We start from the raw sequence: 19109 nt of genomic DNA, 5'->3' as shown, positions 1-19109 counted from the left end.
TAAAGCATGGCCTAAGGACGTAACAACATTCACTTTATGTGGCAATACCAATAGAAGCGTTCTCGTATTGTTCATTGCTTAAAGCTTTCACAATAAAGTGTGCAACATCAGCACGAGGAATTGTTCTAGATTTATCTGGTACGCTCGTTTTTGATTCCCTGTACTTTCCTGTTAATGCATCATTCGTTAATCCCAGTGGTCTAACGATTGTGAAATTTAATTCATGAGCTTCTATATAATCAACAGCATTGCGATGATCGACCAAAGCATTTTTTAGCATTTTCATAACAATTTTCCCACTAATGCCCGGGATTTCTTTGTTAATTCCAGCAGAAGCTGTGTAGACAATTCTTTTTACATGATGTGCTTGCATTCCAGCCACAATATTTTTCGTCATCTCTTCTAGCTCCGTTGACTTTTTCATGCCTTGACTTGAGCCTAAACATGATACGACTGCATCATGCCCGGCAATTGCTGCAGCAACTTCTTCCTTATTGAAGGCATCTCCCTGAACAACATTTAAACATTCATGTGTAAATTCTATCTTAGAAGGTGTACGTACAAATGCAGTTACCTCGTCTCCCTTTTCTAATGCTTGCTTCACAACATATTGGCCTACGCCACCAGTTGCGCCAAATACAATGATTTTCATAAAGCCCCTCCTTTATTTCTAGTATACGTTTTTTTTATTGTTTTTACCGGTTTAAAAATGCAAACGAGCGCTGATTCTTGTTATAGAATCGCGCCCGTTTGTTGAACGAGGATACAACTTTATGGCGTTTTACCGAACGACGGAATTGCACTGTCGATTTTCCCTGTTTTAGAAAACAGTTTGTTGTACGAGTAGGAAATTTTATATTCTTTATATTTATCTAGCTCTAAACTTTGCAGTAATTCTTCACGTATTTTTAATTTTCGGCTTTCGGCTTCTAAGACTATGTAGTATTGTCCGTCTTCTTCTACTATTTGCTCTTCTGTGATTTCTTGAGTTGTCATAACGTCCACATGGCTATACATATAAGTAAAACTTAGTACAAATATAACTAATAATGTGATAAATGCTGTTTTAAATACTTGTAGTTGAGTCATTTTATCACCTCCTTTAATATGTTTGATTAAAAGTAACCAATCATAAAATTAACAGTCTAACTAGTAATCATCGAAAATATCCTGTCTTAACGAGCCGCCCTGCTTACCTACCTGAGCTAACGTACTAATTTGCTTTGTGCAATCATTCCCTCTTTTAATCATACAGAATTATATGAAAATTTTAAACATTAAAACCAAAAAAATCCTTTGCATTAATCTCCCTTTATCGTTGTGAATCTGCAGTAATCAGATTAGATTCCGTATCCCACCATTTAGCCCTTTACTGAAAACGAGGTTGAAATGCTCGTAGATGCTGTATTGGCGTTCCCTCCCGGTGAACAGTCTTAAAAGGGCGATATTTCACAATCTGGCCCTATTACCAAAAAGGCACAATAACAAATACGTCCGTTCACTCCGACTATAGCTTGACTAATTTTTGAACATGGATCGTTCGTATCAGCGATTGATAAAGCTTGATGATGGACAATGAAACATTGCGGATATTTCCCAATAAGAGAACAGCCTGTCGCCATTCATTTACCTCAAGTTGCTCTTCTTTTAGATAATCATGAAACTGTTTACTACCCATTATTTTTAAAAACCATAAACCTCACCACAAAGAAGAGGTAACTTTCTTCGAATGTTTAATTCATTCAATTTCGTGGAATAGATTAAATGTGAACATATACAGGAGGGATATATTATGACAGTCAAATTGACAGTAGAAAACGTAGTACAAGCGAAACAAGAAGTGGAGAAATTAGAAGCACAAGGATATCTTCGAGATAACATTTACATCTTTGCGCACTCTGAAAAGCGTGAAGATGATATTAACGAGGCACTAGGGACTGAAGAAGCCGGTATTAGCGAGCAAGGGTTCCTGACTTCTATGAAGAACCTGGTGAATTCCCGTGGAGATGAACTTCGCAATAAGTTAGCTTCTGTCGGATTAAGTAAAGATGAAGCTGCACAATTCGAAGAGGTACTGGATACAGGTAAATTAGTCTTAGTTGCCAATAAGTAAAAACAAACATCCTTCTTTATTGTCAATGATTCGCTTAGAAAAATTTCCATATCTTTTATTAAGGCTCTTATCACAAAGATTGTTGTTTTTAAGGTTTAAAAACAAAACAGAGGTTGATCTACAATTAGTGTAGAATCAACCTCTGTTTTGTTTTATTATAGTTGTTCATTCAGAAATGTTATAAATTTGTTTCTGTCTTTTTCCTTCTCAATAATTTTTTTCACGCGATGTGTATTTTGTAGATAGGCCCTAACATTTCTATTTACGAAAAATAATTTTCGATATTTTTCTTCATCATAAATATCCCTAAACCAAGAATCCTGGTTTAACAATTCAATATTTCTGTCAATTTTTCGTGTATCCAAAGCAATACTACCATTAGGTATTAATCCGGCCAAAAAATCTTCTAACATCACTTTTATTCCACCTTAAAAACCAAATTGTATATATCTATTTAAAATAACCTTCCACTCCATCTTTTTCAATTAACCTGCTTCGTATGAGCAACAATCTTTACGAAAACAGCATTTATTAAAGAGTCCTCTTTAACAATATGATCTTTTAAGGAAAAAGAGCACTGATTCTTGTTATAGAATCGCACTCGTTTGTTGAACATAGATTTTCAATTAAAGGCCCTTTAATTGCAGTATAGGAACGATAAAATAATGCAGTTTCGAAGTTCGAATATTCAGGTTTTTATTCGATGTTGGTTTAACAGCATTTTTTGCATTTCTCTCTCTTTCCAAACTTTCATTTGGGAATGTTAGAATAATGATCCTAGTTTTTCTTTTATACTGTTTACAATCTTTTGTCCTGTGTTTACCTTTGTAAGAGTAATATCCCACATCAGGGCATTTGTATTTAAATTAGGATCTTTGTTAATTATTTTTATCGTTAGATCATTTACTCCATTTAAAGGGACTTGAAAAGAGATTTTCTGATTTTCCCCACTTTTAGCAGATAACCCTACCGCATAAATTACTGTTCCGCCACTGATAAATTCTATTTCACTACCCTCTGTGCTAACAGCATTAATTACATCGTCTGGTATTGCCACATAGCCTGTCATAGTTGTATATTCGCTATTTAAAATATACGAGAATTCATTATTCTTAGTATTTTTTCTACTATACAGATTTATTTGAGGTGTAATCTCTTCTCCGGCTACTGTAAAACTGGACAAGCTCTCATCCCACTGCAAAGAACCATCTTTTAAGATAAGTTCATTTAGGGCTACCGTTTCCCCTTCTCCTTTTTCTAGATAATTATTGATACCACCAATAATAATAATAGTGCCAACGGCAAGTATAGTAGCCATTAGGAACATTTTACAAATACCTTTAATATTATCTCTGTCACCGGTGACTATTCGCTGCGACGCATATCCTACCGCAGCACCTAAGGAATTAATTATAATATCTTCTATATCAAAAGCTCCAAGACCGGATAACATTTGTAACGTCTCAACAATTGTTATAGACAAAATAAAAAAGGTTATAAAACGCCTAAAACTACATTGAAACAGGAGTGGAATGATGATCCCAAAAGGTATAAATGCTACAAAATTCCCGAGCTCAAAAAACCAAATTTGAAAGTTTCTTCCCATTGGATAATGCAATGGAATCATTTCAGGTATTATATTATAACGTAAGACAGAAACATCCCCAAAAGCACCTCTATTAAAACCAAGATACAGGAAGTAGAAAATTAAAGCTGTATAAAATGTTAACAACAGAATTGTTATTTTTCGTAAATTTCCTTGATGCATTAATAAACCCTTTCTTTTCTGTAATATGAACTTAGATTACACTATCTCTTGAAAAAAAATAAATAAAATAGCATAACTAATTTAATGTTTATTTACCAATACTCTTTTTTACTTAATCATCTTTTTTCTGTTTAAGCTGGTTGAATATCATCTAACTTCATATTATTAATTACTTCCTTAAATAAAGGTGTTGAAGTATCTGAAAGTTTATAACTTTTACCTTTACCTGAAAAAATTTTAGCTCACAGATGAGTAATAGACCTTCGTTTAAGATTAATATTAAAAGGTAGGAGCAGGGAATTCATCAATTCTCATACGAAGTAAACTATATGGTTTTTCCCGCAGGTCTCTTCCATAATGAAATCTTGCCTGCCGGTGTAATTGGTTCACAATGACATATAAATATTGATCGGGCCCAATCGAAAAAGTATCCGGCCATAAAATTCTCGGATCATGAGCGATCGTTTCAATTGCACCATTCTGCAATATCTTCCGGATACTGTTGTTTTCATAATCTCCCGCATAAACGGTTCCTTTTCCGCCGGTGATCATTCCATCAGACGCACCCTTTTCCCCCCAATACTGTACATATTGAGATAAATTCATGTCCTGTATGTTTCTGTTTCTTAGAGCTTCTGTTGAGATTGAGAACAGTTGACGGCTGGTTAGCGGAGCATAATATAAAACCTTTCCATCAGGAGAAATCGCTAAACTATCGGATGCCAATCTAAATGGGTAAGTTGAGCCGTCCGGATTTCGATTCATCAAAACTTCACCTTCTACTTTCGGTAAAAAATAGGGATCAGGTGAAGTTGATATCGCCCCATCCAACCTTCTAAACGCGTTCCCATTATCTAAATCTACAACGATAATAGCCCCTGGCCCTCTGGAAGAAGAATCCGTTATATATGCATACCCTGCTCTTCCAACCCGAAAATCCAAACGGACATCATTCAGATAAGTTGTTGGCAAGACAACATCTTTTGTGAAGGTATAAGTTCTCCTTATTGTATTCGTATTTAAATCAACAGCAACTAATTTTGCTCCTCCTTCAATAGGTTCAGAAAAATTTGGTGCACCTGTATCTAGTACCCAAAGTGTTCCTCTTCCATCAGCAACGATACTTTGGACACTAACGAAAGACATTGCAATATTATCAGTATTAATCAAATTGGTTTCTAAACTCGGATATGGCTTTAATTCACCCTCGACAATTTCCGCCACAGTAAATTGAACTTCGTCTCCCCATTTTGGAAAGCAAACAAAAATACGGCCGGTTTCGGAAACGCTGACACCTGTAGGCATAGCCCCATAAAAAGCATGCACCAGTTCAAACTGCCCAAAATATTTCTCCATTGGTAACATAGGTTACATGAGAACCTCCTCATCAAATTCTCGGATATCAACTATATATGATGAAAAAATTTTTTAGTGCCTGGTTCTTAATAATACATTTTTCTATCTTGATGGTAGTTTTCAACTTCCCATTATTAAAAAAGTATTGTTTTATTAACCACTGGAATGAAATTTTTAAGAACTCGTCTTATGATTGTTTAGTAAGATACATGATAAAATTAAATTTTTTATAAAATAAAATAGCTTTTTTAAATAATGAGGCCCGATAAATCGAGTTGGAAGGACAATTAACTCCCAAAGGAGCCATCCTTTTTCGAGGTAGCTCCATTCGACTAAGGGGATGACACATTTAAAGATTTTGCAAGAGATATAGTTTTCCAATTTAACCCGAAAGGCAAATTTGTAGAAATAGGCTTGCTTTAGGGTAGACTTTTCAAGAAAATCTGGAGGTGTGATTTACGTGTTAGAGAAAAAATTAGCACTTCATGAATTTATTGAAACGTATCAAAGCGCTTTTTAAATCTTATGGGAAAAATAATAGTATCAGAATGCTATAGTTTAGGGGGATTGTGCAAGTGAAGAAAGAAATAATTTTTATTGTAACTGCATTTTTTTTAATAGCAACAGTTTCTACATATTTTTTTATGAATACAGAACAAAAAACCTTGTTCAATATTTTTTTAACACAGAGGATTTAGGTGGAGAAATACGTGATATCTCTATATTGCAGGTTGGGGATAAAGAAGTGAAAATGGAAAAAATCAATAAAAACAGCCTTATGTTTACTAATTTGATGCAGTCAATAGAAAATTTGGAGATAAAAAAGGGTTCATTTTCTGATATTTCTAATTCAGAAGTTTACACGCTTAGTTTTATTCACGGCAACGCGTCGCACCATATTTCGTTCTATAAAAACGGTGCGTTATGGTTTAACGGAGAAATATATAATGTACAAAGCGAAGATTCGATTGAGGAACTGTTTGAGTTATTAAAAAAAGGCATCAATTAGGTGGAATGCAAACATTATAATAATACATACGGATAGTGTTATTTCAATCCTTTTTCAACTATTGGAGGATTTATTACAATGAATATAAATCACAGTAAATCACGTTCCCAATAATAATTTGGAGCACAATAAAACACTTAAAACATCGTTATCTCAATGTTTTAAGTGTTTTTTCTTTATTTAATCCATATACAATTTTTTATGCACAATTGATTAAAGCGACATACAACAAGGTTTTAGCGATGTTCAAAAGAATTTGAACTAGCCACGTTTTGAATAAAATCTGGCATACACAGCCGATTCCTTAACGTTGAAAAGATACTTATTGCTGGCTCAAGTAAGAGATGAAATTAAGCAGCTAACTTTCTGCAAGCCTCTGCACATTTGAAACAAGCTTCCGCACATTGCTGGCAATGTTCATGATCATGTTTCTGACACTCATTGCCGCACGCCTCACATACTGTCGCACATACTGATGCAAGCTCTGAAGCAAATGGTGTATTTCGTGCTAACGCCTGCTCTAAAAAGTTACAGATATCTGCACATTCCCTATCTAATCTAATGCATTCAACCATCATCTTTACATCATCTTCCTTTAGACAAGCGTCAAAGCAATGATTACAGGCAGCCATACATTGGTGTAAAACCTGGATTAATTCTTGGTGTTGTTCATGTGACATATTCTATTCCTCCTATATTTTATACTCTCTATTCACATACCCCTACTAAGTATCTCTAAACGTAAAAATTAAAACATAACGGATGAAAGAGAGGACGGATTAAGAAGAAGATAGGATAATTCGCGTTAAAGTTAGCGTTCCCCCTCTCTCTAAGTAGATAATTTCTAATTAACAGCCTCGTTCGATTAAATAAATTTTGATGAAACTACTATTGCTGAAACTAATTTAAAATTTATCAGATTCAAAATAAACACACTCCTCCCTGGGTAGCTTGGTCAATCATTTACAAATCTCTATGTTTAATTCTTTCAATTTAGTGGAATAGAATGAATGTGAACATATATTGGAGGGATCAATAATGACAGTCAAATTAACTGTAGAAAACGTAGTACAGGCGAAACAAGAAGTGGAGAAATTGGAAGCACAAGGATATCTTCGAGATAACATTTACATCTTTGCACACTATGAAGAACGTGAAGATGATATTAACGAAGCACTAGGGACAGAAGAAGTTGGTATTGGCGAGCAAGGGTTCTTGACTTCTATGAAGAACCTGGTGAATTCCCGTGGAGATGAACTCCGCAATAAGTTAGCTTCTGTCGGATTAAGTAAAGAGGAAGCTGCTCAATTCGAAGAGGTACTGGATACAGGTAAATTAGTCTTAGTTGCCAATAAGTAAAAACAAACCCGGGAAACCAATCCCGGGTTTGTTTTTTATTTTACAAGTCCTTCTCGAATTGCTTGAACTCTGTATTCCAAGGGCCTTTCCACCAAGTCTGAATAAAAACCATCCTTCTTTATTGTCAAAAATCTGCTCGGGGAAATTATCATCTTCTTCATTAAAGAGGTTTCTTCAACAACCTGGTCCTTTAATGAAAACGAGCGCTGATTCTTGTTGCAGAATCGCGCCGAATTGTTGATTAAAATAAATACCCTATCAAATTAACATCACATTCTTGCAATAAGGAGCTGTTTTTTTATTATGAACGTACTGGTGATAGAAGATGAATATAAGAAGTATTATTTATAGGTTCAATTAATACCGGTTTCATCGAACCACCAAAACTTAGTCTTACCTCTTCCTCCTTGATTACTTTTAAGGCATTTATTAAATAACTTCCATCAAGGGAGATAGTTAAATCAGGTTCACCATTAATCACCTTGATATTTTGTGTTTCCTCTATTTCACCTATATTTGATGAATTAGAAGAAATCTTCATTTTCTTACCTTCTATGATTTCTAATTGTACGTTATTATTCTTCCATTCACTCGCAAAAAGACAAGCTCTATCAATACCTATTAATAATTGCGCTGTATCAAGAATAATTGTTGTCTTCGCATTTTTAGGAAATAATCCTGTTATGTTAGGATAATTCCCTTCAATTAACCTCGAAAACAACGTAAATGAACTTGTTTTAAATACCATATAACTGTCAGTTACATATATACGTATAACGTCCTTATCGTTATTTATTAACTTGGAAAGCTCATTAAGGCTTGTACTAGGGATAATAAAGGAACCATTTATATTTGACTCTATTATGAGTTCCCTTAACGCTAAGCGATGGGAGTCTGTTGCAGCAAATGATAGGTGATTATCTTTAATTGACATATTTACTCCTGTCAAAACAGGTCGAGATTCACTCTTTGAGACTGCAAACGCAGTTTGTTTAATAATTTCAATTAATTCAGTGCTGGGGATTTTAATGTAATTAGTTTCATCTATTTTAGGAAGCTTTGGGTACTGATCTGAATCAAAACCGAATATTTTAGTTACAATTTCTTCGGATCGAATGGTAACTACTTGTTTTTCATTTACTCTAAAATGTACTTTAGCCGGAAGTTTTTTTAAAATTTCACTTAAATGTTTAGCAGGAATAACAACACTACCGACTTTATGTACTTCTAATACTTTAACTCCATTCATCGTCAAAGGAATAACCTTTTCTATAACAATATCTGAGTTACTACCAATAAGGACTAAGGAATCATAATAAGCAATAATCTTAATACCTGACAAAATAGGAAAGGGTGTCTTTAAAGATACTGCTTTATTAACATCTGAAATTGCTTTATATAACCATTCATTATCTATAATAAATTCCATATATAGCTCACCTCATTATTATCACTAGGAAACTAGTTCGACAAAATAGTCTATAAACCCTTCTTTTTCAAATTACTGGTTACTTCGCTTAAACCTAATTTTCCACAAACCTATTTGTTTATGTAATTCCATAATCTGGCCCTTTAATGGCAAAAAGCACACTCCTTATTAAAGAAATGCGCCCGTTTGTTGAATTAGTTGATAAAATCAAAAATATCAGTTTCTATTGTCCATTCCAAACGTCTTATCCACTCCTGTTGCACTTCTAATGGCGCATTTTTAATTTTATGTAGGATTTTCCATACTTTATAAACACAATAACTCTTTAATGTTTCAGAAGATAAAAAAATAGGGTTATTGGTTTTATATTGTTCAATAAAAACGCTGTTTAATGAATACGCTTGTTTGGGATAGTGAAGTTTAGTAAACCAGCATACCCAACCTACATCATTTAAAGGGTTCGCCCATTCAGACCACTCCCAATCTAAAACAGTAAGGACGTTATCTTCGGTGTATAATACATTGTGCATTCTGCCATTTCATAAAGAAAGAATCATATCATTAAAGAATAGCACCCGATTGTTGAAGATCGATATTCTATAAGGACTGTAATTGAATTATAGAAAAAATAAAAAAACGAAGTTTTAGAGGTCAAATATATAGGCTATTATTGATTGGGAAATTGTATGATATTAATTAATCCTTAAATATATATTTATCCCAACCTATATTAATAATTTCTTGGTAAGTTGGCTTTATTATATTGAAACTAAATTCTGCTTCACAATCTACTTCAAACTCTACTTCTTCATATTGACGGAAATAAGCTGGAATATCATCCTTCTTAAAATCATCATATGTTTTCCAATTTGTATTACATTCATTACAATAGAGCAAAAGTTCCTCTGTCATTTGATTCTTTACGATTTCAACCCACCCCTGGTCACAAAAAGGGCACCACCCAACTTTAAATTCGTACATCATAATTATTACTCCAAATAAAATTATTTTACTTAAATTATATCAGAAACGTCCCAACACGTCGTTTTGTAACAAATCTTTAAAAATTGCAATTCTATAATATAACCCTTTAATGCAAACGAGCGCTAATCCTTATTCCAGGAAAGCGCCCGATTGTTGAATACTAAGGAAGTCACTTAAAGTAAAGCCCCGATACTTTAAGTGACTTTCTTCATAATCTTATATGTTTGTTGCTACCTTTCTTTTTCATCTTTAAATATATCTATAATCTCATCATATGCATTTTTAGTTTCATCGTATGTTGGATTATCAAGAAATTGAACATTTGAGACATCTTCGAAGAAGAATTCTTTAACTAATATTTTTACACATTTCTTAATTTCATTTATGTCTAACTCATCTGAAAGTTTAGTCCACATATAGATATAAGTTGGTTTATGATTGTTTTTGTTTAAAGGTGCAAAATGATTAACTTGATACAATAAGCTTTCATCATCTCTCGGATATATATAATCATAAACTACTTGTGAATCACCTCTGAGAAATCCTTCAATTTCCTTCTTGTAATCATAATCTTCTTCAAGGTCTAATTCATTGTTATATAAATAAGCTAGACTTATATGAGTGAGAATATCAAAACAACCCATTTTATTGGTCCTATTAGCATCGGAATAAATTGTTATCTCATCATTGCAGCTTTTATCACAAAGTCCATATTCTCCAAACCAAAAATTCATATGACGTATATGGACGTATACTGTATCTAACATTTGAATTCCGCTCCTCTTTTATTATATTAGTAAATTAATTAAGTAAACAAAACATACCAAACTTACAGATTAGTTCACACAATTCAAACTCCATCAATATATTATTTGATTGTATTCTTGCTGTCCTTTACATTTTCGATATGACAATACAAACCAATATAAAAATTCCTATTAAAATAAAGAGTAATTTCAGCACGTAGTAGGGACTAAATTGTAAAACAGCAGCAAATAGCTCACCTAATAAAGTCCCATCTCCCGCAACTGGCCCATTTCTATACTTTTCGTGGACTTCCTTGGAGTAATAAATTCCATATATCAAGATAAATGTTGCGATAAAACCTGAAAGAATTTCTCCCATACTCACATTAAGATACTTCCCTTCGTTCTAAAAGATTTCCCCATAGAATATTTAACCTATCAAATCTTAACAATGAAATGCTTTATTTCATATATGTAATTTTTTCCTTATTCAACTCAACTTCTCTGCTCAGTTAGTTTAAGTACTTTTTTTCACAATCTCCACGTCCAATTTGATTCGAATATTTTATTTAATTAAATGCCCCTTTAATGCAAACGAGCGCAGATCCTTATTACAGAATCGTGCCCGTTGCTTATTAATCACTTCTCACCTTATTTAGAAGTTTATTTCCATATCAAAAAAGGCGTAAAGAATAAGGATTTATTATTAAGAAATAGACTGGATTTTATGCAAACTCAACGGTACGTTATAATCGTATAAACATTGATGTATCAAGTGTTTAAGCTGTCTACATAAAAAGTTGTATTAATAATGATCATAGAAAAAGCCGGGAAACGTTGATTTAACAACACCCTCGGCTTTTTTCGTGTGTCCCCCAACTTCATTTTGGTACCGTAGAATTGTATGAATTATGCTAGCTGCTGTAAGGTTTAACTAATTGGCTATTTGTTTTAAGCCCTCTGTAAGTAAATTAGCTACCATTAATTCCAGACTGGTTAGCTTTATAATCCGAGTCTGGCACCTACTTCTGCATACTCTATATCTTTTCTTTCTGCATTCCAATTATCCCCTGTTTGTCCGTCCCATATCGCTCCTGTTTCAACGAAACCGACAGACGCAAACAACCTACGAGCGACTTCGTTTACCAACCAATACGATGTAGCAACTGCATCGGCTTTTCCTTGTGGAAATGACTTTATGTAATCAATAACTTTCATCATTGCTTGTTTGCCCAATCCTTTGCCTTGATGCTTTTTATCAATCATAAAGCGATTAAGTCCATAAGTAGATTTATCTCCATATTTTTCACATAAAAATGCACTTTCCGCCAGTTCGAAAAATCCAATATCGACATATCCTATGACTTCATCATTGTTGTATATAGCGAAAATCATAGGAGGTTTTTCGTCGTTCAGTATCTTTACATAGGCTTTAGCCAAACAGTATATACTGGAATCCACATTTCCTTTCTGCTCGTCTGTTATGCTTAACTTTAACACTGCCTCAAAATTATCGTGGGTAATTTTTCTTAATTTAATCATTTTTCTTCCCTACTTCCGAAAATATAAATTCGCCGCTCTACAATTCAACTTTCTTTACTATTTCGCCATTATCCACAGTACACCTTTTAAACGAACCGATTTCTCCCATCAACTGATGATAAATTCGCCCAAAGCGGATTTGAGTGCATTTTTTAAAAAGTTTATTTGGGAATCGTTATAAACCACGAATCTTCTAGCTTGTACTGTTTTACTGATTTTTTTATAGAGATGGAAAATGAAATATGCTCAATTGTTTCCTCGGTTACTTCGATATGGTATCGCTCAGGTTGTTTTAGAATATTTTTTAGTTCCTTATCTACTGGTTGTAAATGTGTATTTACATAATTAGTGATTAACATGATGTCACTATCATTTCCTTTACGTACAATCGCCTTTGAGGTTTGAAAAAGTGCTTCAATTTCTTTTTGAGAAAGCATCGTATCTTCCTTTCCTAACAAGGATTGATTAGTCTTATAAGAGACATCTTCGCTACAAAGTATCAAAAGTCCTTTTAGAGGATTCCTAAACTGTCGTTTTGGATATTTCTTTGCTTACCATTGTGAATCAGTATAAATCTGGATATATCCCTTATTCCACAATATGGCCCTTTAATGCAATCGAGCGCTGATCCTTATTACAGAATCGCGCCCTATTGTTGAAGATAATCTTATTAGAGAAATGCACCTTTAGCCCAATATATTAAAGTGGTGGATTTTCCAACCCAAAATGAATCCAATCTTCTTTTGGCGGTCCATAAACCCCAAAAGGTTTTATTCCTGCTTGGCGCATAAGAATAGTAACTTGTCCACGATGATGAACAATGTGCTTAATTAGTCCCATTAAAATTCGAGCATTCGATTCTTCTCTTCCAAATGCATTTTGCACTCGTTTCAGAGAATCATCTGTCCATTGTTGTTCAATAACTTGGGCTGCATAAGAACTTATTTTCTTAAAGGTTTCAGCGATTTCTTTTGCCGATGTTGGGACGCGCTCACCATATTCAAAGCTATCTATCTTCAAACCGTAATCTGCTAAATATTCTGGGATATTAGTCGTTAAATGCCATGCAATCCTTCCCAAAGTACGTCCTTCTGGATAAACTTTTTGATTTAATGAATTATCCGTTAAACCATCCAACACTTTTTGAGTAAGCATTGCTTCCCTATTCCATTCATTAATAAAATCTGAAATCGTTTCATACATATTTAATTCCTCCATAATCCAATCAATTAATTAATTATTCTAAGACAGCTGTAAGACCTAGCCTTATTCTTTATCTATTAGTGATTATATATTATGATGGTGACAACTTATGTCACTGTTATTTTTTGGAGGTATACATGTCAAAGGCAAAAAGATTAAATGAAATGATCATGATGGTGAATCGAAAGAAAAGATTTACCGTTAGGGAATTAGCGCAAGAATTTGAGGTTTCAAAAAGAACAATTTTGAGAGATTTGCAAGAATTAAGTGAGATGGGTGTCCCATTATATTCTGAAGCAGGCCCTCATGGTGGTTATCAAGTTTTAAATGAAAGAATTCTCCCTCCAATTGCCTTTAGTGAAGATGAAGCTATCTCTATTTTTTTTGCGATTCATGCTTTAAGACACTATATTTCCCTTCCTTTTGATACTGAGTATGAATCTATAAAAAAGAAATTTTATTTAAATCTTTCTGGAGATATAAGAGATACCATTGATAAAATGAAAAATCGAGTCGATTTTGTATCTGTTGACCAACAGGATAAGGTTCCGTTTTTAAAGCAATTATTGGAGGCATCAATTGAACAGGAAGTACTTAAAATAAAATATAAAAAAAATGGAGAACTAACTTATAGAAGTATTCAACCAATCGGTATTTATGCAAATGGAGGAAAGTGGTATTGCCCATCTTATTGTTTTGTAAATAAGGGTTATCGCGTCTTTAGATGTGATCGTATACAATTCATAGAACGTGATGAAAATAATTGCCCTATAGATTTATCGAATATTTATTTAAAAAACCGTTTTAGCCTTATAAATACTAAAGAAGAATATACATTCCAATTAAATGTGGAACTAACTAACAAGGGAGTGGAAATGTATAAATCCGAAATATGGGCAAATATAGAGTTGTCTAAAAGAGAAGATGGTACTGGAATTTTGAAAGGTAATATCTCAAAAAGCGATATTCACTTTTTTTGTCATTATTTGATTACTTTTGGTGAAGAAGCTTTTATTAAAAGCCCACCTGAATTAACTCAATGTATGAAGGAAAAGTTAAATAATATTTTAAATCAGTATGACTAACTAAAATTCTACTGTTACACTCAAATGGAACTTACTAAAATATAAGTTCCATTTGTATTTATTCCATTAAATGATCCTACTACGTTACATATGTAAACGAGAAATCGCCACATCATTACCGATACGTTGTTATACAATTGTAAGAATAACAAGAGTTAATGAAATTATAAAAGCACCAATTATTTAAGAATAATGTTTCACAAACTTCCCATTTTAAATGTAATCACATAAATTTTTTCTGTTGTTCCCGAACGTAAGAAATAGCTTTTTCAATTGTAAATATTTTTTCATTAAAGCAATTCTCTCCCATTTCTTTTACTAACGGGTGGTGAACTATTCCGCTTTTACTTACAATTGCAACGTAATCAAGCAACACATATATAACATCATCTTTCAATCCCAGTATTTGCAAATCCTTAATAAGCTTTTTATCGTAATCAGTAACAGTACTGTAGCGTTCTTTTATAAAATCAAAAGGTGTTGTTGTTTTCGCCTTATTAATATACCATTCATCGGGTGTCATTCCTGTTTTAGCTGCGAATTGTTGTTCGTTCCATTCCTCTATTGTCGTGCCTTGTATTTCCTTAAAACGGTCTTCTGGTGTCTTGGCGTGTACTACTCTATTTTTTGTCTTTTTGAGACGCTTCTTATTTTTCATCATCCTTTTCACCCTTAATTTTTATGTATTATATAAGATAATTTAATAAAGTTTAATATTCCCCTCCTAAATTTGAGTAAGCGAGTTTAAAATGCTTATTTCAGCGTGTCAAAAATTAAATTACTACTGTTGAGATATTAAGAAAGGCAAAATAAAAGACCTCAATATTATGAGGTCTAAGTAGTGTTAAAGCCTTTATTCTTCTTCAAAGGATGTACTTTAAAAATAATCGGGGATATGTAGTGATATGGAGTCGATCTCATTTTCTTTTGAGTAATACATACAAACACTGTCTTTATATTTTTGACTATCATTAGGTAGTACAATAAAACCTAATCCTTTGTAAAATTCTATCCCAATATCACTATAAAGGAAAAAGTTGTTACAGTTTTCTTCCTGTTCTAGTTTATTTATCGTTTCTTTGACCAATAAAGAAGCATATCCTTTTTTTCTTAAATTTAAAGGAGTAGCGATTGAACCAATCCCTTTTACAATTTGGTCTTCAGAAAGATTTAGTTCATATACGATGAGGGAGCTTAATAGTTCCTTTGTATCTGTTGCTTCAAGAACGTACCAATTTCCCTTTTTATACTTATTGGAAGCCTGGCACATAGTTATATATTCTTCATATGGCAGATTATCTCCCCAAACATCATAGCCCATCTTATAAATTTCTATCATATCCTCTTTTGTTGCTTCTCTAATTTTTTTCAAAGAACCTCTCCTTCTATTTTACGCGGTTATACATTCTTTTCGACATTCAGGTTATAAAACCTCTATTCCTAAGAAGCTAAACTGTCCCGTTAGCTTAAGTACATTGTTTCACAAACTCACATCAAAATTAACATAAAATCCTATATTTAATTTAGATGTGTTATTCAATTAAATGGCCTTTAAATGCAAACGAGCGCCTATCCTTCTTACAGAATTGCGCCCGATTGTTAAATAACTTTACTCTAAATTAAACGTTTTAACTAAGTCCTAAAAGTACATTCTCTATTTCTTTATAAAAGGTAGATTCTTTCCAAAGTGTAACGGCCCTTGTCTCTTGATATTTTTCAATCAAGATTTGAATCACATTGTATCCAATAAAATAGCCTAAACGTTCGAAACCAAAGTAGGAACCTCCATTAATAGAAAACCATTCATGGAAAATCTCAGGTTGCGTTCGTTTATTTATATCTTCCAAAAAAGTAGAGATAATCTCTTTTTTATTGTTCTCTGCAAATCTTAACCATTCTTCTCCAGTATCATCGTATGAAAAATAGACCGATTTATCAGCATCAACAACTTGTTCTGAAAAAAACGTTGCAAATCCTTCCTGAAACAATGTTGTAAAGGGATGACCCCACTGAACTTTAGACCAATCCATCCCCTCCTGATCTGATAAAATATTATGAAGAGCATGACCAAATTCATGAGCAATAATTACTTTTAAATGCTTATCATTTGAAGAAAGCTTTTCTAAACAAAAAGTCACTTCGGGAATAATTTGACGATGTGTAAATGCATTTGACCCATATGCTCCAACAATAATATGTACATCTTTAGTGAACTCGACATTATATCTTTGTCTGTAAGTTAACACAACTTGTTGAATTAGGCTTTCAATTTTCCTACTTGATTCCTTTATCTCACTCATTTTGGAAGGGTATTTTTGAATTGCATTTTTAATCTTCTCATCTGCATTTTTACAATGATACAGAAAGTATTCCTTGAAGTGTTGTGAGAACTTTTCATAGTAGTGTTTTAAGAACAGCTCTGAAGGCATGTAGTTTGATAAAAAATATGGAACTGTATTATAAATTTTCATATTTAACTTCCTCCATTCCATAACAATCCTCTTCGTTAATTTGATACTTTTCTATTTCTCCAAATAATTTTAAGTTCCTGCTTATTCCAGAATATGGCCCTTTAATAGAGGAAGACGCATTCCTTAGTAAAGAAATGCGCCCGTTTGTTGAAGATCGTTTTTGAACTAAACCACCCTTAGTTTAAGAAAAAAAGAGCTGCATACGAAACTCAATGATGTATATATCTATTCGTTCATAGACATTTTTTATTTATAGTTTTCAATATAATTTCCTTTTTCAAAAATTTCTTTTGCACCTAGGGCAGTCCATTCCTCTGGGGTTACATTTGGGTGCAAGTCAAGATAGGATTTTACCATTTTATAGCCTTCACTGTAACCATAACGATTAGGAAGGCCATTACCTCCCAGTATAATTTCGTAAGCTCGATTAAAGTCATACTTTTCGAGATCTAATACAATTTTTGACCAATAATAATTGTTGAATGTTGAATAAACTGGAGTAGCATCAATATTAGGATAAACTAACTTTTCAAACATAAATGCCTTTCCTTCAAATATTAGATGATCCAAAACAGTAAAAGGTGGAGCATTACGTAAGTACTTCTCTGTCCAAACACTATGATGATATTCGTGAGCCATGCTAGACCTTAAAACATCTTCGTTATAATATTTGTTGTAAAGTACTATTATTTTTCCTGCCCCCACTGTAGTCATTAGTATATTTGTATTTGTGGCAGGAAAAACACATGCAGTTGTTTCTTTTCCAGATGGAAGAAGGTCAGAAGATTTTAAAAGAGCTTCTTTAATAATATTTTCAGTTTCTTCCCTATCAATTTTTTCACTTAATATTTGATTTTCTGTTAAAAGGTCAGGAGCTACATTTAGAACTTCATCTGCCATATTAGGATATTCACCATTCTCAAAACAAACACTATATATAGGTCGAATTACCTCTTCATTATAAATTTCCAATTGTGATTGTTCTGGATTAATTTCAACTTTATCTGCATAGTTTTGATAAAGTTTATAGGCATTGACTATTTTAAATTTTTGACCTGTTTGAGGATGTTCGAATGATAAAACGATACTTTCAATACCTTGCTTTTCTTTCGATTCTTCAGCTTGTGTACAGGAAGTAAGTGTTAGCAACGTAATTATTAGAAGAACTATGACAAAAGTTTTTTGATAATTCTTCAAATAAAATTCCCCCCTACGTAAAAACAAACTATTCAACTAATTATTTTACCATATTTTAGAATTAAATTATCTATTACCTTGAAATTTTTAATTGAACTAACCTGCCTCGTTAACTTAAGTACACTATTACAAACTCACATCAAAATTAACTGTTATTTAATTATATGGTCCTTTAATAGAGGAAGGCGCATTCCTTAGTAAAGAAATGCGCCCTTTTGTTGAAGAACATTTTATGATTCTCTTTGCATAACAAAACTGTGAACTCTGAATTATTGATTACGAAAATCGAATCTTTCATTAGGAACTTCCAGAGTACGCCCATTAATTACTACTGTTTTATTATCTAACCACTTAATTTTGGCTGTTGATTCTCGATAATTCCAGTAGATATTTTTTGTTTTGCCATTACGTTCATTAAATACTAATTCACCTCTTACCGCATCAGAGCTTAAGCTTGGACTCGATAAATAAGCTTTTAAAGTATAGGTACCATCAGGAGAGGTTTCCTCTGTAAGATATTCTCCCTTTGGCAACCTGTTCATATCGAAAAATGCCCAATAAACTCCATATCCAATAAACCCCACAAATAAAAAGCTAATAGTCAGTATTATTTTCACTATCTTTTTTCGCTTTGCCCCTTTTATCGTTGATTCAGCAGTCATACAAAACCCCCTTTTGCACTTTTGAAAAGAAGTTAAATAATTCCTTTTATTATAGACTTTATTTATTTAATATTGTTCCCAAAGCTTCGTTATATAACATTTCATCATAAAGTCCTTTTTAACAATCTGGCCCGTTTGTGGAATAAAAAAAGATCCTGTATATCAACACAGGATCTTTAATCAAT

Annotated in this window: 22 protein-coding genes; 4 read left to right on the top strand and 18 right to left on the bottom strand. The window is 32.9% G+C overall.

Going from position 1 to position 19109, the window contains the following annotated elements; translation table 11 throughout:
- Positions 1-34: 34 nt before the first annotated feature.
- Entirely contained in the window at positions 35-652 is a 618-nt protein-coding gene (locus tag ACKVEV_RS00825; protein ID WP_409368483.1) for an NAD(P)-dependent oxidoreductase, read from the bottom strand.
- Between the two features lie 119 nt (positions 653-771).
- Complete coding sequence (locus ACKVEV_RS00820; RefSeq protein ID WP_409368482.1) at positions 772-1089, bottom strand: hypothetical protein; 318 nt, start codon at positions 1087-1089, stop codon at positions 772-774.
- Between the two features lie 703 nt (positions 1090-1792).
- Here ACKVEV_RS00820 and ACKVEV_RS00815 point away from each other — a divergent pair.
- Positions 1793-2113: a general stress protein gene (locus ACKVEV_RS00815; RefSeq protein ID WP_409368481.1), complete on the top strand. Its 321-nt coding sequence runs from the start codon at positions 1793-1795 to the stop codon at positions 2111-2113.
- A 155-nt stretch (positions 2114-2268) separates the two neighbouring features.
- Here ACKVEV_RS00815 and ACKVEV_RS00810 read toward each other — a convergent pair whose 3' ends face one another.
- From ACKVEV_RS00810 to ACKVEV_RS00800, 3 genes are all read right to left on the bottom strand, one after another.
- Positions 2269-2529 carry a hypothetical protein gene (locus tag ACKVEV_RS00810; protein WP_409368480.1) on the bottom strand — a complete coding sequence of 87 codons (261 nt, stop codon included), beginning with the start codon at positions 2527-2529 and terminating at the stop codon, positions 2269-2271.
- Between the two features lie 347 nt (positions 2530-2876).
- A complete protein-coding gene (locus tag ACKVEV_RS00805) occupies positions 2877-3881 on the bottom strand; it encodes a VanZ family protein (RefSeq protein ID WP_409368479.1) in 1005 nt (334 codons plus the stop codon).
- Positions 3882-4160: 279 nt separating this feature from the next.
- The gene (locus tag ACKVEV_RS00800; RefSeq protein ID WP_409368478.1) at positions 4161-5246 is read right to left on the bottom strand and encodes an L-dopachrome tautomerase-related protein; all 1086 of its coding nucleotides are present in this window, start codon (positions 5244-5246) and stop codon (positions 4161-4163) included.
- 736 nt (positions 5247-5982) lie between these two features.
- Here ACKVEV_RS00800 and ACKVEV_RS00795 point away from each other — a divergent pair.
- On the top strand, positions 5983-6246 hold the full coding sequence (locus ACKVEV_RS00795) for a hypothetical protein (RefSeq protein ID WP_409368477.1): 264 nt from the start codon (positions 5983-5985) through the stop codon (positions 6244-6246).
- Between the two features lie 350 nt (positions 6247-6596).
- Here ACKVEV_RS00795 and ACKVEV_RS00790 read toward each other — a convergent pair whose 3' ends face one another.
- Positions 6597-6926: a four-helix bundle copper-binding protein gene (locus tag ACKVEV_RS00790; RefSeq protein WP_409368475.1), complete on the bottom strand. Its 330-nt coding sequence runs from the start codon at positions 6924-6926 to the stop codon at positions 6597-6599.
- Between the two features lie 358 nt (positions 6927-7284).
- On the opposite strand from ACKVEV_RS00790, the gene ACKVEV_RS00785 reads away from it, so the two are divergent.
- On the top strand, positions 7285-7605 hold the full coding sequence (locus ACKVEV_RS00785) for a general stress protein (protein WP_409368474.1): 321 nt from the start codon (positions 7285-7287) through the stop codon (positions 7603-7605).
- 301 nt (positions 7606-7906) lie between these two features.
- On the opposite strand, the gene dnaN is transcribed toward ACKVEV_RS00785, so the two are convergent.
- From dnaN to ACKVEV_RS00750, 7 genes are all read right to left on the bottom strand, one after another.
- Positions 7907-9034, bottom strand: a complete 1128-nt coding sequence (gene dnaN, locus ACKVEV_RS00780; RefSeq protein ID WP_409368473.1) for a DNA polymerase III subunit beta — start codon at positions 9032-9034, stop codon at positions 7907-7909.
- 194 nt (positions 9035-9228) lie between these two features.
- Entirely contained in the window at positions 9229-9564 is a 336-nt protein-coding gene (locus tag ACKVEV_RS00775) for a hypothetical protein (protein WP_409368472.1), read from the bottom strand.
- Between the two features lie 166 nt (positions 9565-9730).
- Positions 9731-10018: a hypothetical protein gene (locus ACKVEV_RS00770; protein WP_409368471.1), complete on the bottom strand. Its 288-nt coding sequence runs from the start codon at positions 10016-10018 to the stop codon at positions 9731-9733.
- A gap of 230 nt (positions 10019-10248) precedes the next feature.
- Positions 10249-10785 carry a hypothetical protein gene (locus tag ACKVEV_RS00765; protein WP_409368470.1) on the bottom strand — a complete coding sequence of 179 codons (537 nt, stop codon included), beginning with the start codon at positions 10783-10785 and terminating at the stop codon, positions 10249-10251.
- A gap of 981 nt (positions 10786-11766) precedes the next feature.
- The gene (locus ACKVEV_RS00760) at positions 11767-12306 is read right to left on the bottom strand and encodes a GNAT family N-acetyltransferase (protein ID WP_409368469.1); all 540 of its coding nucleotides are present in this window, start codon (positions 12304-12306) and stop codon (positions 11767-11769) included.
- 161 nt (positions 12307-12467) lie between these two features.
- The gene (locus ACKVEV_RS00755; protein ID WP_409368468.1) at positions 12468-12743 is read right to left on the bottom strand and encodes a hypothetical protein; all 276 of its coding nucleotides are present in this window, start codon (positions 12741-12743) and stop codon (positions 12468-12470) included.
- Between the two features lie 262 nt (positions 12744-13005).
- A complete protein-coding gene (locus ACKVEV_RS00750) occupies positions 13006-13509 on the bottom strand; it encodes a DinB family protein (RefSeq protein ID WP_409368467.1) in 504 nt (167 codons plus the stop codon).
- A 137-nt stretch (positions 13510-13646) separates the two neighbouring features.
- Between ACKVEV_RS00750 and ACKVEV_RS00745 the strand changes: the two genes are divergently transcribed.
- Entirely contained in the window at positions 13647-14594 is a 948-nt protein-coding gene (locus tag ACKVEV_RS00745) for a helix-turn-helix transcriptional regulator (protein WP_409368466.1), read from the top strand.
- A gap of 223 nt (positions 14595-14817) precedes the next feature.
- Here ACKVEV_RS00745 and ACKVEV_RS00740 read toward each other — a convergent pair whose 3' ends face one another.
- The 5 genes from ACKVEV_RS00740 to ACKVEV_RS00720 all read right to left on the bottom strand — a co-directional run bounded on the left by ACKVEV_RS00740 (position 14818) and on the right by ACKVEV_RS00720 (position 18924).
- The gene (locus tag ACKVEV_RS00740; RefSeq protein ID WP_409368465.1) at positions 14818-15255 is read right to left on the bottom strand and encodes a hypothetical protein; all 438 of its coding nucleotides are present in this window, start codon (positions 15253-15255) and stop codon (positions 14818-14820) included.
- Positions 15256-15471: 216 nt separating this feature from the next.
- Positions 15472-15966, bottom strand: a complete 495-nt coding sequence (locus ACKVEV_RS00735; protein WP_409368464.1) for a GNAT family N-acetyltransferase — start codon at positions 15964-15966, stop codon at positions 15472-15474.
- A 256-nt stretch (positions 15967-16222) separates the two neighbouring features.
- Complete coding sequence (locus ACKVEV_RS00730) at positions 16223-17065, bottom strand: DUF5700 domain-containing putative Zn-dependent protease (protein WP_409368462.1); 843 nt, start codon at positions 17063-17065, stop codon at positions 16223-16225.
- 246 nt (positions 17066-17311) lie between these two features.
- Positions 17312-18262 carry a DUF2268 domain-containing putative Zn-dependent protease gene (locus ACKVEV_RS00725; RefSeq protein WP_409368461.1) on the bottom strand — a complete coding sequence of 317 codons (951 nt, stop codon included), beginning with the start codon at positions 18260-18262 and terminating at the stop codon, positions 17312-17314.
- 269 nt (positions 18263-18531) lie between these two features.
- Positions 18532-18924, bottom strand: coding sequence for a DUF5412 domain-containing protein (locus ACKVEV_RS00720; protein ID WP_409368460.1), 393 nt, complete (start codon positions 18922-18924; stop codon positions 18532-18534).
- Between the last annotated feature and the right edge of the window lie 185 nt (positions 18925-19109).

The organism is Lysinibacillus sp. 38-6, from assembly GCF_046245175.1.
Taxonomy (GTDB): Bacteria; Bacillota; Bacilli; order Bacillales_A; family Planococcaceae; genus Lysinibacillus.
This window is presented reverse-complemented; position numbering and strand designations above follow the sequence as displayed.